Source organism: Streptomyces sp. URMC 124 (assembly GCF_051386455.1).
Lineage (GTDB): Bacteria > Actinomycetota > Actinomycetes > Streptomycetales > Streptomycetaceae > Streptomyces.
The window spans coordinates 1-16828 of sequence record NZ_JBPQTS010000070.1 but is presented as its reverse complement, the minus strand read 5'-3'; the positions used below and the strand labels follow the sequence as shown (position 1 = coordinate 16828).

At 71.0% G+C, this 16828-nt stretch carries 14 protein-coding genes and 1 pseudogene; 8 read left to right on the top strand and 7 right to left on the bottom strand.

What is annotated here, in order from left to right; translation table 11 throughout:
- The first annotated feature begins 1770 nt into the window (after window positions 1–1770).
- The 6 genes from ACSNOG_RS16690 to ACSNOG_RS16665 all read left to right on the top strand — a co-directional run bounded on the left by ACSNOG_RS16690 (window position 1771) and on the right by ACSNOG_RS16665 (window position 6464).
- Window positions 1771–2268 carry a phage terminase small subunit P27 family gene (locus ACSNOG_RS16690; RefSeq protein WP_436753423.1) on the top strand — a complete coding sequence of 166 codons (498 nt, stop codon included), beginning with the start codon at window positions 1771–1773 and terminating at the stop codon, window positions 2266–2268.
- 39 nt (window positions 2269–2307) lie between these two features.
- Window positions 2308–3243, top strand: a complete 936-nt coding sequence (locus ACSNOG_RS16685) for a major capsid protein (RefSeq protein WP_436753422.1) — start codon at window positions 2308–2310, stop codon at window positions 3241–3243.
- Between the two features lie 181 nt (window positions 3244–3424).
- Entirely contained in the window at window positions 3425–4678 is a 1254-nt protein-coding gene (locus tag ACSNOG_RS16680) for a helix-turn-helix domain-containing protein (RefSeq protein WP_436753421.1), read from the top strand.
- 334 nt (window positions 4679–5012) lie between these two features.
- Window positions 5013–5246 carry a hypothetical protein gene (locus tag ACSNOG_RS16675; RefSeq protein ID WP_436753420.1) on the top strand — a complete coding sequence of 78 codons (234 nt, stop codon included), beginning with the start codon at window positions 5013–5015 and terminating at the stop codon, window positions 5244–5246.
- Window positions 5247–5881: 635 nt separating this feature from the next.
- Window positions 5882–6013 (top strand): hypothetical protein, encoded by a 132-nt coding sequence (locus ACSNOG_RS16670; RefSeq protein WP_436753419.1) that lies wholly within the window; start codon window positions 5882–5884, stop codon window positions 6011–6013.
- Window positions 6014–6266: 253 nt separating this feature from the next.
- Entirely contained in the window at window positions 6267–6464 is a 198-nt protein-coding gene (locus tag ACSNOG_RS16665; RefSeq protein ID WP_436753418.1) for a hypothetical protein, read from the top strand.
- 118 nt (window positions 6465–6582) lie between these two features.
- Here ACSNOG_RS16665 and ACSNOG_RS16660 read toward each other — a convergent pair.
- A pseudogene (locus tag ACSNOG_RS16660) lies at window positions 6583–6798 on the bottom strand (Rv2578c family radical SAM protein); the annotation flags it as partial.
- A gap of 172 nt (window positions 6799–6970) precedes the next feature.
- On the opposite strand from ACSNOG_RS16660, the gene ACSNOG_RS16655 reads away from it, so the two are divergent.
- Window positions 6971–7414 (top strand): SRPBCC family protein, encoded by a 444-nt coding sequence (locus tag ACSNOG_RS16655; RefSeq protein ID WP_436753417.1) that lies wholly within the window; start codon window positions 6971–6973, stop codon window positions 7412–7414.
- A gap of 331 nt (window positions 7415–7745) precedes the next feature.
- Complete coding sequence (locus tag ACSNOG_RS16650) at window positions 7746–10001, top strand: MFS transporter (protein WP_436753416.1); 2256 nt, start codon at window positions 7746–7748, stop codon at window positions 9999–10001.
- A gap of 879 nt (window positions 10002–10880) precedes the next feature.
- Here ACSNOG_RS16650 and ACSNOG_RS16645 read toward each other — a convergent pair.
- The 6 genes from ACSNOG_RS16645 to ACSNOG_RS16620 all read right to left on the bottom strand — a co-directional run.
- A complete protein-coding gene (locus tag ACSNOG_RS16645) occupies window positions 10881–11390 on the bottom strand; it encodes a flavin reductase family protein (RefSeq protein ID WP_436753415.1) in 510 nt (169 codons plus the stop codon).
- Window positions 11387–12631, bottom strand: coding sequence for an MFS transporter (locus tag ACSNOG_RS16640; protein ID WP_436753414.1), 1245 nt, complete (start codon window positions 12629–12631; stop codon window positions 11387–11389). The genes ACSNOG_RS16645 and ACSNOG_RS16640 overlap by 4 nt, the downstream gene beginning before the upstream one ends.
- Window positions 12628–13854 carry an acyl-CoA dehydrogenase family protein gene (locus tag ACSNOG_RS16635; protein WP_436753413.1) on the bottom strand — a complete coding sequence of 409 codons (1227 nt, stop codon included), beginning with the start codon at window positions 13852–13854 and terminating at the stop codon, window positions 12628–12630. Before ACSNOG_RS16635 ends, ACSNOG_RS16640 begins: the two co-directional genes overlap by 4 nt.
- Before the next feature lie 31 nt (window positions 13855–13885).
- The gene (locus ACSNOG_RS16630; protein ID WP_436753412.1) at window positions 13886–15067 is read right to left on the bottom strand and encodes an acyl-CoA dehydrogenase family protein; all 1182 of its coding nucleotides are present in this window, start codon (window positions 15065–15067) and stop codon (window positions 13886–13888) included.
- Complete coding sequence (locus ACSNOG_RS16625; protein WP_436753411.1) at window positions 15064–15327, bottom strand: acyl carrier protein; 264 nt, start codon at window positions 15325–15327, stop codon at window positions 15064–15066. Before ACSNOG_RS16625 ends, ACSNOG_RS16630 begins: the two co-directional genes overlap by 4 nt.
- A partial coding sequence (locus tag ACSNOG_RS16620; RefSeq protein WP_436753410.1) for an amino acid adenylation domain-containing protein occupies window positions 15324–16828 on the bottom strand: 1505 nt, incomplete at its 5' end. The genes ACSNOG_RS16620 and ACSNOG_RS16625, both read right to left, overlap by 4 nt.

Below are 16828 nucleotides of genomic sequence, written 5' to 3'. Positions count from 1 at the left end.
AGCCTGGAAGTGGAGCGCGACGAGACCGCTTCGGGCGCTGCAGCCACGGTGACCGGTTCGGGAATTTGTCGGTCCCTACTAATCACATAAAGGCAGGCATAGTCGACTCGCCGACGGCTCTGCCGTGGGATAGGTCTGCCCTCCACGTACCAGTAGGAGGCAGGTGCCCAACAGCAGAGCGAAACCTGACGAAGACGACCAGCTTCATGAAGCTCCTCATCTTCGCCAGGTTTCAACTCGACATGACCATGCACACGAAGAGGAGGCGCCATGTGCTGTATCGACTGCACCGAGCCCGGAACGCATCGAGGACGCTGCGAGACGCACTACCAGGTGCACGACGGCCGTTTGCGGGTTACTGCCTGCGGCGCCACCGCTCCAGCCACAGCTCCTTCCGGTCTCGGGAGTTCTGGGGCCACAGGGTGCGCGCGAGGGCTGTGACCCCCGCAACGATGATGACAAGTGCGACTACGAACAGCACGGCGCCCCAAGGGGCATTTTCCGGCAGGTTGAACACGGCTGATGAGCCTTCCGACCATGAACAGTCGGCGGGTCACTCAGGCAGCTAGTACGGCGCTCCCCAGCGCACTGCGACGGCGCCCGCCCTGATAGGTGGTCACGGGGAAGGCGGGGTTCGGCCCTCTGGGCGCGATCTGTGGTGATGCATCGATTGGTTCAGGTTTCCAGTCGGATGCCTCTTCAACATTAGTTCGGCTGACCGAGCGGGACAACAGGAGCAGGAGAAACCGTGCAAGGAAGCACAATAGACTTCGCATCAGGTCTGCTAGCGCTTCAAGGAACCTTCGAGCGGCAGTGCGTCTTTCGGCTGGGGTGATTGCATTACGCAGGTCTTCCCCAGCGGCGCGGAGGGTGTGGCCATTAGTGCTGGCCCCTGACAGCTCTTCCCAAAAACGGAGAAAGGCCGCTGTTTTGCCGCTGCCGACTCCGTACCTGTGACACTCATCCTGCAGGAGGAGATCGGGGGAGATCTGATCAGTGCGGCCTACCAGGTACATCCGTGGTGCTTGCCGCCCTCGGACGTCGTCCATCAACCGTCGAACAGCTGCCAGGGCCGCCGTTGACTTGCCTGAACCAGCCGCCATCTCTACGACCAGCAGGTCGGCGGTCTCGTGCTTCATCGCACCCCCTTCAGAGCTGACACAGAGAGTCTACCGGGGCCGCGGGCAGCACCCTTACAGAAAGTAGCGCCTGCGCCGCCTTACTCCGCCCCTTGTTCGGAGGTACCCCACGCCTCGAAGACCCCGCCCCCCGTGCAGTACCCCCGGGTGCCCCGAGCTGACCCGGGCCGGCGGACGCTGCGAGCGGCACCAGCGTGAGGCCGAGCGAGACCGTGCCTCGCGGGGTGCTGTCTATGACACACGTTGGCAGCGTCGCCGGCGAGCCTTCCTGTACACCCACCCCTGGTGCGTGCTGTGCGGACGAGCGGCACAGGTTGCTGATCATTTCCCGCTGAGCCGACGCGAGTTGATCGCTCGGGGCGAAGCGGATCCTGATACGGCGAAGCACCTTCGTCCGCTGTGCGTCGACTGCCACAACCGGGAGACGGCGAAGCGTCAGCCGGGCGGTTGGACTGCTGAGGCGCGATCGAGGCGTGAGGCGTCCGAACGTCCGCCGTTCTGGCCAGGGGACGGCCCCCACCCCTTCCCGCAGGAGAGCGGCAGGGAGGTAAAAGACTCGCGCCGGAGCTGAAGCAGAATTCGGGAGCCTTCAAAGCCTTCACACAGGCTCATTTTCGCGACAGGAGAATGCATGGCAGACAGATATAGACCCAAACCCGCAATTCAGCGGGCACGCGAAGGAAACCCATCGAAGACCCCTATCAGAGAAGGGGTGATCGTGCCACGCGCGATTCTCGCCGAGCCGGATTGGTCTGAGGTTTTCAAGACTTCACCGGATCCCGCCGTTGAATCGGCGAACACTCGGTGCCGTGAGGTTTCGTCAATAGAGTGGCGGCGCGTTGTCCCTGTCCTAGAAGTGTCTGCCGGTATCGGCGACGTGGATCACGCCACGGTCAAGGATCTATGTGTGTGCGTCGCGCGCATCGACCAGGCCGAACGAGACCTCTCCGAGCGCGGGCTTATGGTCACCGCCGAGCGGGGCACCGTGAAGAACGGGGCCGCCACGATCGCAGGCCAGTACCGCACTCAACTTGCTCGCTATATCCGAGAGTTGGGGCTGTCGCCGAGCGCCCGCGCCAGTATCCACCCGCCGGACGACGGGGATGACGACTCGGGAATCTGGGACTGAACCGCAGGAACTGTTTCACATCGAACCAAGGAGAAACTCATGGCCCTTACTCTTGCCGAATCTGCGAAGCTTTCTTCTGACATGCTGCAGCGCGGCGTGATTGAAACGTTTGTACAGGAGTCCCCGATCCTGGACAGGCTGCCGCTGATACCGATCGCAGGGAACGCCTACAGGTACAACGAGGAGTCGACTCTTCCTGGGGTTTCCTTCCGGGCCGTGAACGAGGCCTACCCCGAGAGCACGGGAACACTGAACCAGCGGATCGAAACCCTTGCCATCCTTGGCGGCGACGCGGACGTGGACAAGTTCATCGTCCAGACTCGCGGCAATCTCAACGACCAGCGGGCCGTACAGGCCATGCTCAAGGTCAAGGCCGCATCGGTGCACTTCGCCGACCAGTTCTTCAACGGCGACGTCGAGGTCAACCCGAAGGGTTTTGACGGCCTGCGCAAGCGGCTGTTCGGCGGGCAGGTGCTGGATGCGAAGGGCGTTGGCCCGGTCGCCAACGGCCATGATTTCTTTGACACTCTGGACGCGCTGACCGCGCAGGTACGCGGCATCAGTGGCACCAACGGCGCGCTCTACATGAACGCCGCTCTCCGGGCGAAGGTCGAGTCCGGGTTTCGCCGGCTGGGCGGCGGCGAGCTCCTGCGAGAGGAGATCGCGGGCAAGCGCACCACTACGTGGAAGGGCGTGCCGCTCCTGGACGCCGGGCAGAAGCTGGACGGAACCGACGTCCTGCCGCTCACTGCGGGTACGGGCGGGAAGCAGACCGGCGACATTTACGCGGTCCGCTTCGGTTCCACGGAGGCTGACGCCGGGGTGTCCGGGCTGACCAACGGTGGAGTCCAGGCCACCGACCTCGGCGAGTCCCACGACAAGCCCGTCTACCGAACGCGCATCGACTTCTACTGCGGCCTCGCATTGTTCGGAGGCAAGGCCGCCGCCCGCCTGGTCAACGTCCTGGTCGGCTGACGAACCACAAAGCCCCCGCGCTCGTCGCCCTCACCAGGGTGGCGGGTGTGGGGGCTTTCGCTGGTTCCAGGCACCTTCGACCAGCGCGTACGGAGAGACGGGTGACTCTTCGCTGCCCGACCTCCCCGCGTCGGGCGTACCGTGGCGGCAAGGCATCAACCACGGCTCTAGGCAGGGAAGTATGTCGAAGGAACTCGGGGAGAACGTCAAGAAGCACCGGCGCACGGCGGGACTCACTCAGGAAGCCTTGGCCCTTGCCGCTGGAGTCGCGCCATCCACAGTCGCCAAACTGGAGCAGGGTGGAAACGTCCGCATCGAGACCCTGCATCTGCTCGCCCGCGCCTTGCATGTAAAGACGTCACAGTTGATGGCGTCCGACACTCCCGCTCCCGTCCGCGAAGAGGACCCGACAAAGGTCGGCCTCGTTGAACTGCGAAATGCCCTCACGCCCGCTATTGGCTTCGCAGCCCCAGTAGTGGACACTCCCGAGCAAGAGCCGGGCCTAGCGGCCCTCCTTGATTTGGTACGGCGGGGGTCTGCAGCCTATGACTCGGACAAATTTGGATCTGTAGCAACCACGTTGCCTCAGATCATCAGTGATTCCAATTCTGCCGTGTCCTACTATGATCATGGCAGTGAACACGAAAAGGCGCTTTCAGTGCGCGCTGAAGCCTACTTGCTGGGCGGCCGATACCTGACACAGGTTCGGCAATACGACCTTGCCTACCACGCCTTGTCCGGATCCATCCGTGACGCGCAAGAGGTAAACGATACGAACACGGCAGCATACGCAATCGTCATCATGTCGTGGCTGCTGCTACGGCAAGGCCGTTTCGATGACGCGGAAAACTTGGCCGTCGAAACGGCAGACCACATCGAGCCCCGCATTTCGAAAGCCGCCCCTGAACATCTTGCAGTCTGGGGCTGGTTGGCACTCCAGGCCGCAGCCGCAGCCGTGCGGAACAATCGAGAAGATCACGCAACAGATGCCCGACGTATCGCAGCCTCTGCCGCATCTGCACTCGGGACAAAGTCCGCTAATGCGCGACACCGGTACGGGCGGTTCGATCTCAAGGTCGCCGCAATGAAGGGGCTTGAAGACGAGCTGATCAAAGAAGGTGGTGACCCGTACCGCGTGATCGAGGAATCGGCAGGGCGTGCACCGCTGTCCGACAGGTCAATGAAGGCTCTCGGGGTCCCTGAAACCGATAAAGAATGGAACCGACACCGCCTGACAGTAGCAACCGCTTATTCGAAAATCGGAGACCACGAGAGCGCGATGGAGCGGTTGACGTCCATCGAGTATGTGAACGGTGAATGGCTTCGGCATCAGCGGACTGCCACGGATGTGATGGAACGCATTGCCCGGAAGCGCAAGCGGACTCTCACCGGTGAGATGCGTCGGATGATGTCGCTATTGGGGGTCACGGCCTAACTACCGTGTTCCGCAGTAGTTGGGCTCCTGCCGGGTGGGCTTCTGCTGCGCTGCGTGTGGGTCATCAACGCCGGGGCGGCAAGCTGCTACGAAACGCTCGTGACGCTGAACTCCCCTGAGTCCTACGGTCGTTCAGACCTACTCGACGGACTCAGGGAGTCGGCGTGGCCATCAACCCGCAGACCGGAGCTGAGCGCCCCATGCAGCGTGACGTGAGGCGTACTCACGCTGACAGGGCGCGACGGAGGACGCTTGCCGACGCGGCGGCTGGTGTGCACCCTTTCTCGCCGCTGCTGCCTGCCGTGTCGATCGGCTGTCAGTACCGGGAGCACTCGTGACACGGAAGGTGGGGGCGGCGCTGTGGACCGGCTATCGCGCCGGCGCCCTGGTCGTGGACAGAGGCACCGGACGCATGGGCGTGATGCAGCCGCGCACGGATGACAGCTACACGATCGCGCCGGTTGACGGGAGCGGAGGCCGGTGGACGGTTCGCAGTATGGACCGATTGCGTCTCGCGACCAACGACGAACGCAAGGCGCTCGGGCTCGGTCCGCGGAGCGTGGACTGATGCCAACTCCCGTGGGCGTAGCCCTGTCGCACTGCGGCGGGCAGTGGATGACGCCTCGCCCGCCCTCGCCGCCCCCGTGCCGTGACTGCGTCGCCCTGGATGCCGATCTTCGGGAGGCCGAAGAAGGTCGCGACGAAATGGGGGTGATCTTGGTGCGTGCCCGAATCGCACGGCATCGCAAGACCGCACACGGATCGGGGCGGACGCGTGATCGAGCACCTCACCGAGGCTGACGACGCACGCCCGACCCTGGTGGTCAGTCCGGATGGGTCTGCCGTTTCCGCGTCGCCAGTACCTGATTCCCTGGTACCGGTCGACGATCCGGCCGTGTACCGCACGCCGGAGTTCCGAGACGCGCTGAAGGTGGCGGTTGACGAGCGCATAGAGGAACTGCGGCAGGCGAACGCTGAAGCCGCCGCCCTTCTCGCCGCTACCGAACGCCTCGCAGGGCTCTGCACGCCGCGTCAGCGGCAGCGCCCCCTAGAACCGCCTGCCCTTCCACTGGCTGCCCCTCCCCCCCGCGAGGGCTCTTGCCCGGTGCAGGGGCGGGCTCCAAGCCCCCGTCCGGGCATCAGATGTGGCGTCCAGCGTCCGGACGGGGTTCCTGATGGAACTACGAAGAGGATGAGGCACCTATGGGTGGTTGGCAAAGCGGCCCGGGGCATCCTGCCGACCAGGAAGAGGGCGACGGCATCGAGCACGACATCAACGAGGGGCAGGGGAACAACGAGGACCCCACCAAGTGGAAGACCGCTCGTGATGACTGACGCTTCCTAGCCTGCCTGCCCCTCACCTCCGAGAGGGCCCCTCCCTGGTGCAGGCGCAGGCTCCAGACCCCCGCCCGGTCGCCCCAGTGATGGGCGTACGAAGGTCAGCAGCCCGGCGGGTTCCCGCAACACCCGACGAATGGAGTCCCATCATGGGTGGCAAGGATGAAGTCAACGGGTACGACGTCTTCGAAGAGGAGATCGTCACCGCGTCGGAGCCGGAGCCGGACACGCAGGAAGGCGACGATGACTGATGAGTGACACCCCATTCCCGGACGAGCCACTGAGCAACCGGGCCCGGATCGGCATGCTGATCAAGCGCGATCTACCCGACCAGTCCGGACCCTCCGAGTGGTGCGGCAAGCACCCGAAGGAGCGGACTCAGCTCGTGGTCCGCAAGGGATGGGTCTGCCTTGACTGCGTGCGGGACGAGAGCAAGAACCAGCCGTAGGCAGTCGTGGCCAAGCCCCGTCCGTGCCCTCACTGCGAGGCGTGCGGGCGGGGCTTCCGGCTTTTCCCTTGGGCGGATCTGACGGGCCGTGGCTTCGTTGTGAGACGATCCACTACGGGCACGCGTGGGTGCAGCCACGGTAGGGGTTCACCGTCCACTCGAAGGGCATCCGGGAGGCGCCCGGCACCCGGTTGACGATCGATTTCGCCCGGGCCTCGTGGAAGGTGACCCCGCGGAACTCGGGGGTGTCGAGGGTGCGCGTCACCACGTCGGTGCCGAAGAGCGCGCCCGGGCCGTCGTCGGCGCCCTCGCCGCCCAGGTTGGACCAGCGCATGGCACCTCCTTCGCATCGTTCGGTCGGATGTTCGATCCCTCCCGTCGAGATTAGAACATTCGTTCGCGTGCGGCGAGGGGGCCCGGATTTGGGGGGATGTGGCGTTGGTGGTTGGCTGTGCCGCGAAGCAGGTACGGCACGCACAGCGTTTACACAAGTCCCGGAGGCAGCCATGGGCCAGGTCGAGGCCACGACGGAGCGGATCATCGCGGCGGACCCGGAGGAGGTGTTCGACGCGCTGGCGGACTACACCGGCACCCGGGCCAAGCTGCTGCCCGAGCACTTCAGCGAGTACGAGGTGCGCGAGGGCGGGGACGGCGAGGGCACCCTCGTCCACTGGAAGCTCCAGGCCACCAGCAAGCGCGTCCGCGACTGCCTGCTGGAGGTCTCCGAGCCCACCACCGGGCAGCTGGTCGAGAAGGACCGCAACTCCTCCATGGTCACCACCTGGACCGTCACCCCGGCCGGCGAGGGCAAGGCCCGCGTCGTCGTCAGCACCGTGTGGAACGGCGCCGGCGGCATCGGCGGCTTCTTCGAGCGCGCCTTCGCCCCCAAGGGGCTCGGCCGCATCTACGACGCTGTGCTCGACAAGCTGGCCGCGGAGACCGCGAAGTAGGCGGCGCGCAGGCGCGGTGCCGCCGCGCGGCACGTCGGTGGAAGCCCGGACCGGACGCGGTCCGGGCTTCACCGTTTCGGGTGGTTTCCCCAGCGGCGCGTGGGGCCCTCGTATGCCTCCGACCGGCGCAAAAGCCACACTGACGGCCTCTCGGGTCAATCCTCTCGGTTGCCCGCCGTTATCGCGAAATGCGAGAAAAGGGCGGCGATAGCAGGGTGCTACGAGGGGAGCGGCACGTGGGTGGGACCACTTTGGTACAGAGCGACGGGCCGGTGCCCGCCCCGCTCGCACCCGAGGCCGCCCCCGCGCGGCCGGTGGGGGGTTCGGGCGGTTGGGCGTCGTCCTCGCCGGTCTGCTGCTCGCGCTGTTCCTCGCCGCGCTCGACCAGACCGTCGTCGCCACCGCCCTCCCCGCGATCGCCGGCGACCTCCACGGCGCCGGCCGGGCCACCTGGATCATCACCGCCTACCTCCTCGGCTCCGCCGTCGCCGTCCCCCTGCACGCCCGGCTCGGCGAGACCGCCGGCCGCAAGGGCGTCTTCGCCTTCGCCGTCGTCCTCCTCGTCGCCGGCTCCGCCCTCGCCGCCGCGGCCCGGAGCACGGACCAGCTCATCGCCTTCCGCGCCCTCCAGGGCATCGGCGGCGGCGGCGTGCTCACCGGCGTCCACGCGATCATCGCCGAGCTGACCCCCCGCCGCGAGCGCGGCCGCCGGCTCGGCGCCGCCACCGCGGTCCTCGGGCTCGCCTCCCTCGCCGGGCCGCCGCTCGGCGGCCTCCTCACCGACCACGCCTCCTGGCGCTGGTGCTTCCACCTCAACATCCCCCTCGGCCTGCTCGCCCTCCTCGCCGTCGCCTTCGGACTGCGACTGCCCCGGCCCGCGCACCGCGCGCGCTTCGACACCCTCGGAGCGCTGCTCCTCACCGCCTTCTCCGTCAGCGCCGTGCTGCTCGCCGACCGGGCCGTCGCCGCCCCCGCCTGGCACGCGCGCACCGTTCTCGGCCTCGCCGCGGCCACCCTCGGCACCGCGCTGCTCTTCATCGTCGTCGAGCACCTCGCCGCCGACCCCCTCCTCCCGCCCCGGCTCCTGCGCGACCGCGCCTTCCTCGTCTGCGCCGCCCTCGGCGCGGGCACCGGCGCGGCCCTCTTCGGCGCCGTCGGCTCTCTGCCCACCTTCCTGCAGATGGCCGACGGCGCAGGCGCCGTCCGCGCGGGACTGCTCCTGCTGCCCCTGACGGCGGGCGCCGTCCTCGGCTCCCTCCTCAGCGGGCGGTTCGCCCGGCGCACCGCACAGTGCCGCCTCTTCGCCGCCGCCGGGTGCGCCGCGGCCGCCGCCGGTGCGTACGCGCTCTCCCGCCTCGGCACCGGCACCACCTGGCCCGCCTACGCGCTCGCCACGGCCGCCCTCGGCGCCGGCACCGGGCTCGCCCTGCCGGCCCTCGCCCGCGCCGTGCGCAACGCCGTGCCGGCGGCCGACCTCGCCGCCGCCGGCAGCGCGGCGACCTGGCTGCGGCAGCTCGGCGGTGCGCTCGCCGTCGCCGTCCTCGGCGCGGTCCTCGCCCACCGCCTCGCCGCCGGGCCGCCCGCCGCGCCCTGGCTCACCCCGCGGCTGCTCCGCGTCCTGCCCGCCGGGCTCCGCGGCGGTTACGCGCGCGCGTACGCGGACGCCGTGCCGCAGATCTTCCTGTACCTCGTACCCGTCCTCGTCCTGGGCCTTTTACTCGCCTTCCTGCTGAAGGAGAAAACGCCGGTGTCCCAAAACCTCGCCGAAGCCCCCGTCATCCCCTCCGCGCGGACCGCGCCGCCCGAGGAGGAACCGCCGCCCTTCGTGCCGGGCATCCCCGTCACCGGAGTCGTCCAGCACCACGACGGCACGACCGTGCCGCGCGCCGCCCTCACCCTCATCGACAACGGGGGCCGGCAGGTCGGGCGGGGCGCCACCGGTGACGACGGGCGGTACGCCCTGAGCACCCCCGGCACCGGCTCCTACGTCCTCATCGCCGCCGCGGGCGGGCACCAGCCCCAGGCCGTCACCGTCACCGTCGGCGAACGGCCCGTCGAACTCGACGTGGTCCTCGGCGGCGCCGGGCGCCTCGCCGGCACCGTGCTCACCGCCGACGGCTCGCCCGTGCGCGACGCGCTCGTCACCCTCACCAATGTGCACGGCGAGGTCGTCGCCTCCACCCGCACCGGGCGCGACGGCGGCTACGACATCACCGAACTCGTCGCAGGCGAGTACACCCTCGCGGGCAGCGCGCCCGTCTTCCGGCCGGCCGCGCTGCCGGTGACCGTCCAGTCCTGCCGCGAGACCCGCCAGGACATCGAGCTCGCCGGCGGGGCCGTCCTGCGCGGCGTCGTCCGGGCGGGCGGCGGGCGGCTCGTCGAGGACGCCCGCGTCACCCTCCTGGACGCCGCGGGCAACGTCGTCGACACCGCCACGACCGGGCCCGACGGGTCCTTCCGCTTCGTGGACCTCTCGGCGGGCGAGTACACCGTCATCGCCGCGGGGTACCCGCCGGTGGCCACGGTCCTCCAAGTCGCGGGCGGAGGCCGCACGGAACGCGACCTCCAACTCGGCCACGCGGACTAGCCGTCCGGCTGGGTTGCGGGATACGTCCGCGTCCCGCTCGCGCGGAGGACCATTCTCCCGGCTCCGCCGGGGGGAGCGGCGCGGTCTCCGTCCACAAGGGCAGAGCTCCCCGCCCCACCGCGGGGGCCTGCGCTCTACGCCTGAGGGCCAGCCGCTTCCCTCCGCCGCCGCGGTGGTCGGCCACGGTGGCGAAGGTCCGGCGGAATCGGTGGCGGCAGGTGCTGCCTGGGTGGCGGTGGTCGCGAATTCCGCCGGGCCCTCGCGGTGGGGGTGCCTCGCCGTGGCGGCGGATGGTTTTCCCGGCTCCGCCGGGGGGAGAGAGCGGGGCACGGGTTCCGTCCAAGACGGCAGAGCCCCCCGGCCCACCGCGGAGGGGCCGGCGTTCTGCGCCTGACGGCCAGCCACTCACTCCGCCGCCGTGGCTGAGCACCCGGCGGCGAGGGTCCGGCGGAATCAGTGGTGGCAGGTGCTGCCTGGGTGGCGGTGGTTGCGGATTCCGCCGGGCCCTCGTGGTGGGGGTGCCTCGCCGTGGCGGCGGCAGGACTTTCCGGTTTCGCCGGGGGAGGGGGCCTGGGGGTCTGTGCGTGGGTGTCTCGCCGTTACGGCGAGACGGTCTTCCGGCTCCGCCGGGAAAAGGGGCCGCGCTCTGCGCCTGACGGCCAGCCACCTCCCTCCGCCGCCGCGGTGTTCAGCCACGGCGGCGAGGGTCCGGCGGAATCAGTGGTGGCAGGTGCTGCCCGGGTGGCGGTGGTTGCGGATTCCGCCGGGCCCTCTCGGCCAGGGTGTTTCGCCGTCGTGGCGGGAGAGTCTTCCGGCTTCGCCGGGGGAGGGGCCCCGAGGCCTGGTCGTCTGCCGTTTTCCCCGCGCCGCCGTCGGAGGTCACGGTGCCGGCCACGTGGCGTAGCGGCGGTGGCCGTAGAGGAGGGGGGACTCGGTCGTGGCGGGCATGCGGGGTGTGCGGACTACCTCGCCGATGACGAGCGTGTGGTCGCCCGCGGGGACCAGGCGGTGGACGCGGCATTCGGCCGCCGTGTGGGAGTCCTCCGGGAGCAGGGGCAGGCCGGTGGCCGGGGAGGGTTCCCAGGGGACGGCCGAGAAGCGGCCGGCGTCGCGGTGGGCGAAGGCTTCCGCGGCGCGCCGCCCCGCCCCGTGCAGGAGGTTGACGGCGAACCAGCCGCGCCCGGCGAGCACCGGCAGGGTGCTGCCCGTGGTGGAGGCGCACACCAGCAGCAGCGGCGGGTCGAGGGACACGCCGCACCACGCGGTGCAGGCGAAGCCGTACGGGGTGCCGAGGCCGTCGTCCGTGGTGACCACGGCGACCCCGCCGGGGTGGGCGGCCATCAGGGCGCGGTAGCTGTCGGGGCCGACGGGTGAGAGCGCGGTGGTCATGGCGGGGTCCTTCGGGTGGGTGTGCGGTTGCCGAGCGCCGCGGTGACGCCGATGCTGCCCAGGCACAGCACCGTGACCACCCCGGCGAAGACGCCGGCCGCCGTCATGAGCGTGCCCTCGGCCAGCAGCACGGCCACGCCGACGACCGGCACGGTCAGGCCCAGGTAGGCGGCGACGAAGTAGCCGGAGACCAGCTCCGAGACGCGGTCGGGCGCGGCCTGGGACGTCACCAGCGCGAGGCCGGACTTGAAGGACGTGCCCGCGCCCGCGCCGCCCAGCACCGACCCGCACAGGAAGGCGGGCAGGGAGGCGGCGGACAGGCCGGTCAGGATGAGGGCGAGCCCCAGCGGAACGGCGGTCATGCCCACGACCAGGCCGGTCCGTGGAGCCAGCCGTACCGCGAGGAGCTGGGCCGCCCCCGCGGAACCGAAGGCGCTGAAGGCCACCAGGCCGACGGCGAGCCGGCTGTGTTGGTGCAGCCCTTCCGCGAGGAAGTTGCCCGCGAGCGCGGCCAGCAGGCCCAGCAGGGCGAAGGAGGCGAAGACCGCGACCGCCGCGGCGGTGAACGGCCGCCGCACGGCCGGCGGCACGCCGATCCGCTGCGGGCGGATCCCGCCCCCGCGCGGCGCCGCGCCCCGCTCGGGCAGCAGCACGAGCGCCGCGCCCGGCAGCAGCAGGGCGATCAGGACGGTGTAGGGCAGGACATCGGGCGAGGGCGCGTACTCCACGAGGACGCCCGACAGCAGCGCCCCGCTGCCGAGCCCCGCCATGTTGGTCACCGAGGCGATCAGGGCGGCCCGGGGCGGGGACGGGTGCAGTTCTCGGAGGTACGCGGTGGCGGCGCCGGTCGTCAGGCCCACCGAGACGCCGGAGAGCAGCCGCCCGGCGAACAGCCCCGGCAGCGTGGGCAGGGCGATGAAGACGACGCTGCTCACCACGGCCACGGCGAGCGCCGGGACGAGCGTGGCGCGCCGCCCGATCTTGTCCGACAGGCCGCCGAAGAGCAGCAGGGCGGCCAGGATGCCCACCGCGTAGGCCGCGAAGACCAGGGCGACGACCGGCGGGGACAGGTGCAGCCGCTGCGCGTACAGGGCGTAGACGGGCGTGGGCACGGTGCCGCCGGCCATCACCACGAACAGCACGTACGTGACGGCGGGGACGGCGGTGCGCGGGACGGCGGGCAGGGCGGGGGCCGCCGGGGCCCCCGCCGCGGCGAGCCGCCGCTGTCCGTTCGCCCTCACCAGTCGAAGGCGGTCGCGTCGTACAGGTTCACGCCGAGCGCGGCCTTGCCCAGGTACTCCAGGCACTCCTCCGGCTTGGCGGGCATCACGGAGGCGAAGGACGCCTCGCGCAGCAGCCGCTCCAGCGGCTGCGACCGGCTCACGGCCACCGAACCGCAGATCCGGACGGCGTCCTGCGCGAGGGCGGGCCCGGTCTCGCCGACGACGTACTTCGCGGCGTGCACCGCGGCGTTGGCCCCGGCGCTGCCGCGCGCGGCGTCCACGCGCGCACCGGCCTCGGCGACCAGTGCCCGCGCGGCGGCGAGCCGCGCGGACATCCGGCCGAGCTCGCGCTGCAGCACCGGCGACTCCGCCCGCCGGGGCGAGGCGGCCACGTGGTCGGTGGTGAAGCGGAGGATCGCCTCGGCGATGCCCAGGTAGGCGCCGGTGTACCCGGCGATCATCCAGTGGGGTTCGCGCACCAGCTTGTACAGGGACATGCCCTCGACGCCGAGGAAGAGCCGGGAGCGCGGCACGGTCACCGCGTCCAGGGTCATGCCCGCGGTGCTGGTGCCGTACATGGCGGACAGGCTGTGCACCTCCCCGAAGCGCACGCCGGGGTCGTCCGCCGCGACGACGAAGTGCGACACCTCGCCGCTGCCGTCGGTGCCCTCGGCGCGGGCGGCCACCACGTAGTAGTCGGCGACGCCCGCCAGTGAGACGAAGGACTTCTCGCCGGTGATGACGTAACTGCCGTCCTCGGTGCGCCGGTAGGAGGTGCGCACGCCGCGCAGCTTGGCGCCGCTGCCGGCCTCGGAGGTGGCGGAGGCGAACAGCTTCCGCCCGTGGACCACCTCGTCGAAGAGCCAGGCCCGGAAGGCCTCCGCCGCGGGCGGCAGAGGCGTGCCGGCGGACTCGCACAGGGAGCCGATCGCGACGTTGTGCATGTTGAAGCCGAGGGCGGCGGCGCCGTTGTGGGCGCCGAGCACGGCGAGCACGCGGGAGTAGGCGGCGAAGCCGAGCCCGGCCCCGCCGGCCTCGCGGGGCACGAGCAGGCCGAGCAGGCCGGCCTCGCGCAGGATGCGGTACGTCTCGTGGATGCCTGCGGTGCGGCCCGCGTCGACCTCGGCGGCGAGCGGGGCGAGGGCCGCCCCGGTCGTCCCGGCGACGTCGAGCAGTTCGTCGCACGCGGAAGGCGGTGTCTCGGTGGGCAAGGACAGGGCCATGAGGGGCCTTTCGGACATCGGATTCCCGGCTCGGGAATCGGTTCGCGAATCAGTTTTCGACGGGGAGCCCGAATTCACGGGCGACGCCGATGCGCAACAGGTCGTTGGGCCCGGCATAAGTGAGCGCCGCCATGGGGCTGTGCAGATCGGCGGGGAGTTCGGAATCGGCGATGAAGGCCCGTACGCCCGACAGGGCGGTGGCGTGTTCGGTCAGCCGTACGTAGTCCTCGGAGACGGAGATCTTGGTCAGGGCGGCCTCGGCGGACAGCCGGCGGGTGGGCGTGCCCGCGTCGAGCCGGGCCGCCATGGCGTACAGGAGCGTGCGGGACCGGTGCAGGGCGAGGGCCATGTCGCTGATGCGGGAGGCGACTTGGTGGCTGGAGCCCATCCGGCGGCCGAAGTGGCCGCGCTCGCACGCCCAGTCCGTCAGCCGCCGCAGCGTGCGGCGCATCGGGCCGAGGGCGTAGCCGAGCAGCAGGGCCCGCTCCCAGGTGGTGGTGGAGGAGAGGATCGCCAGGCCCGAGCCCTCGCCGCCGACGAGGCTCGTGGCGTCCAGCCGTACGCCGTCGAAGACCAGCTCGCCCATCGGTACGCCGGGCAGCGCGGTCTTGGCGAAGGCGTCGGCGCGGGTCACGCCCGGGGTGGCGACGGGGAACAGGAAGGCGGACAGGGCGAAGGGCGAGCGGCCCTGCTCGGTGCGGGCGAAGACGAGGGCCAGGTCGGCGACGGGGGCGGCGGTGATGAAGGTCTTGGCGCCCTCCAGCACGTAGCCGTCGCCGTCGCGCGTGGCACGGGTGTCCATCGACAGCGGGTCGCTGCCGCCCTTGCGTTCGGTGAGGGCGTGGCACAGCAGCTCCCGCCCCTCCTGGATGCGGGCGACGGACCGCCAGGCGGCGGCGCGGAGCACGGCGCGCAGCGGGTACTCCATGCCGAACACCTGGGAGGCCATGGCGTAGACGACGCCGGGGTCGGCGCCGGCCAGGCCGATGCCTTCGATCATGGCCAGCGAGCGGGTGACGGGCCCGGGGGCGGCGGCTGCCGCGGGCCCCGCGGTGCCGGGCTCCGGGGGGTCGAGGCGCAGCACCCCGAGGCCGGCGAAGGCCTCCCACTGGTCGCGGAAGCCCTTGCCGCTCAGCTGCTCCACCAGGGGCAGGGCCCTGTCGCGGTACTCGTCCACCACGGCCTCGGTCCCGGGGGGACCGGACCGCAGCAACTGTTCGGCGGCACTCATCGCGCGACTCCCTCCCGGAGGTCCTCCAGGACGCTCCACAGCGCCTGCGGGCTGCGGAAGTTGGCGGCGACGATCTCGGTGTCCGGCAGCACGATGCCGGCCTGGGCGTCGAGCGCGGCGACGATCTGCATGATGGACAGGGAGTCCAGCAGGCCCTGTTCGAGCAGCGGGGTGTCGGGGCGGAGCTGCTGGGGCTGCTCGCCGCGGCCCCAGGTGATCTTGCTGCTGATCAGGGTGCAGAGGTCCTCTACGGTGTTCACGATCGGCTCCTTCGGTGGGGAGTGACGTCGGTGCGGGCGGCCAGCGCGCGGCGGTCGACCTTGCCGCGGGCGTTGACGGGCAGTGCGGCGGCGGGGACGACGCGGTCGGGCAGCATGCGCAGCGGCAGGAGCCCGCGCAGGCCGGCGAGGACCTCCTCGGCGGTGGTGCCGTCCTCCTGGACGTACGCCCAGATCTCGCCGTGGTGCGCGCCGTCCTTGGCGACGACCGCGGCGGCGGTGACGCGGGGCAGCGAGAGCACGGCGCTCTCGACGTCGAGCAGGTCGATGCGGTGGCCGCGCCGCTTGACCTGGGTGTCGCCGCGGCCGCGCAGGAACACGCGGCCGTCGGCGGTGATGCGGCCGATGTCGCCGGTGGCGTAGGCGCGGCGGGCGACGCCGTCGCGGAAGCGCACCGTGCGCGTGGGGTCGGTGAGGGTCCCGTCCTGCAGGTACCCCTGGAAGACGGTGGCACCGGCGACGTGGATCTCGCCGGTGCCGTCGGTGGGCAGGCCGTCCTCGCCGAGGACGTCGACGACGTCGCCGTCGACGGCCCGGCCGATGGTGACCTCCTGGTCGGCGGTCCAGTCGGCGGGCACCCGGCTGTACGTGCAGACGTTGGTCTCCGTGGGCCCGTAGAGGTTGTAGAGCGGCACGTCGCCCAGGAGCCGCAGGCAGCGCTCCAGGGGGCGCGGGGCGAAGGGCTCGCCCGCGAAGGCCGCGACGCGCAGCGACGCCGGGAAGCGCTCCTCGATGCCGCCCTGTTCGAGCATGCCCTGGTAGAGGGAGGGCACCGCGTAGAAGGCGGTGATGCGCTGCTCGTGGAGCCAGCCGACGACGTCGCGCGGGAAGGCCCGCAGGACGTCGGGCATCAGCACGGCGCAGGCGCCCGCCGCGGCCGTGCTGAACAGGTCGAAGGTGGTGAGGTCGAAGGTCAGGGCGGCCTGCGAGCCGACGCGGTCGGTCTCCGTCAGCCCGAGCTCGGCGGCGGCCCACAGCGCGAAGTGGGCGACGTTGGCGTGGGAGAGGAGCACCCCTTTGGGGCGGCCGGTGCTGCCGGAGGTGAAGAGGACGTAGCCGCCGCGGTCGGCGGGTGCGGGCAGCGGGGCGGGGCGGTCCGCCGCAGCGAGGGTGCGCATCGCGTGCAGGCCGTGGCCGAGAGCGGTCTCGTCCGGCTCGGGGCCCGCCCCCGCCTCGGCGGCGGCGCGGCGGCAGCCGTCCACCGAGCGGTCCGCGGCGAGCAGCAGGGAGATGCCGGCGCCGCGCACCATGTGGGCGGTGCGGACGGGCGGGTCGGCCACGTCGAGCGGGGCCACGACCGCCCCGGCCCGCAGCGCCGCGTAGATGCCGAGGACCGCCTCGGTGCCCTTGGGGGCCAGGACGCCCACCCGGTCCCCGGTCTCCAGGCCGGCCGCGCGCAGCCGCCCGGCCAGCTGGTCGACGGCGCGGTCGAGTTCGGCGTAGGTCCACGTGCGGCCCTGGGCGGTGAGGGCGGGGCGGGAGG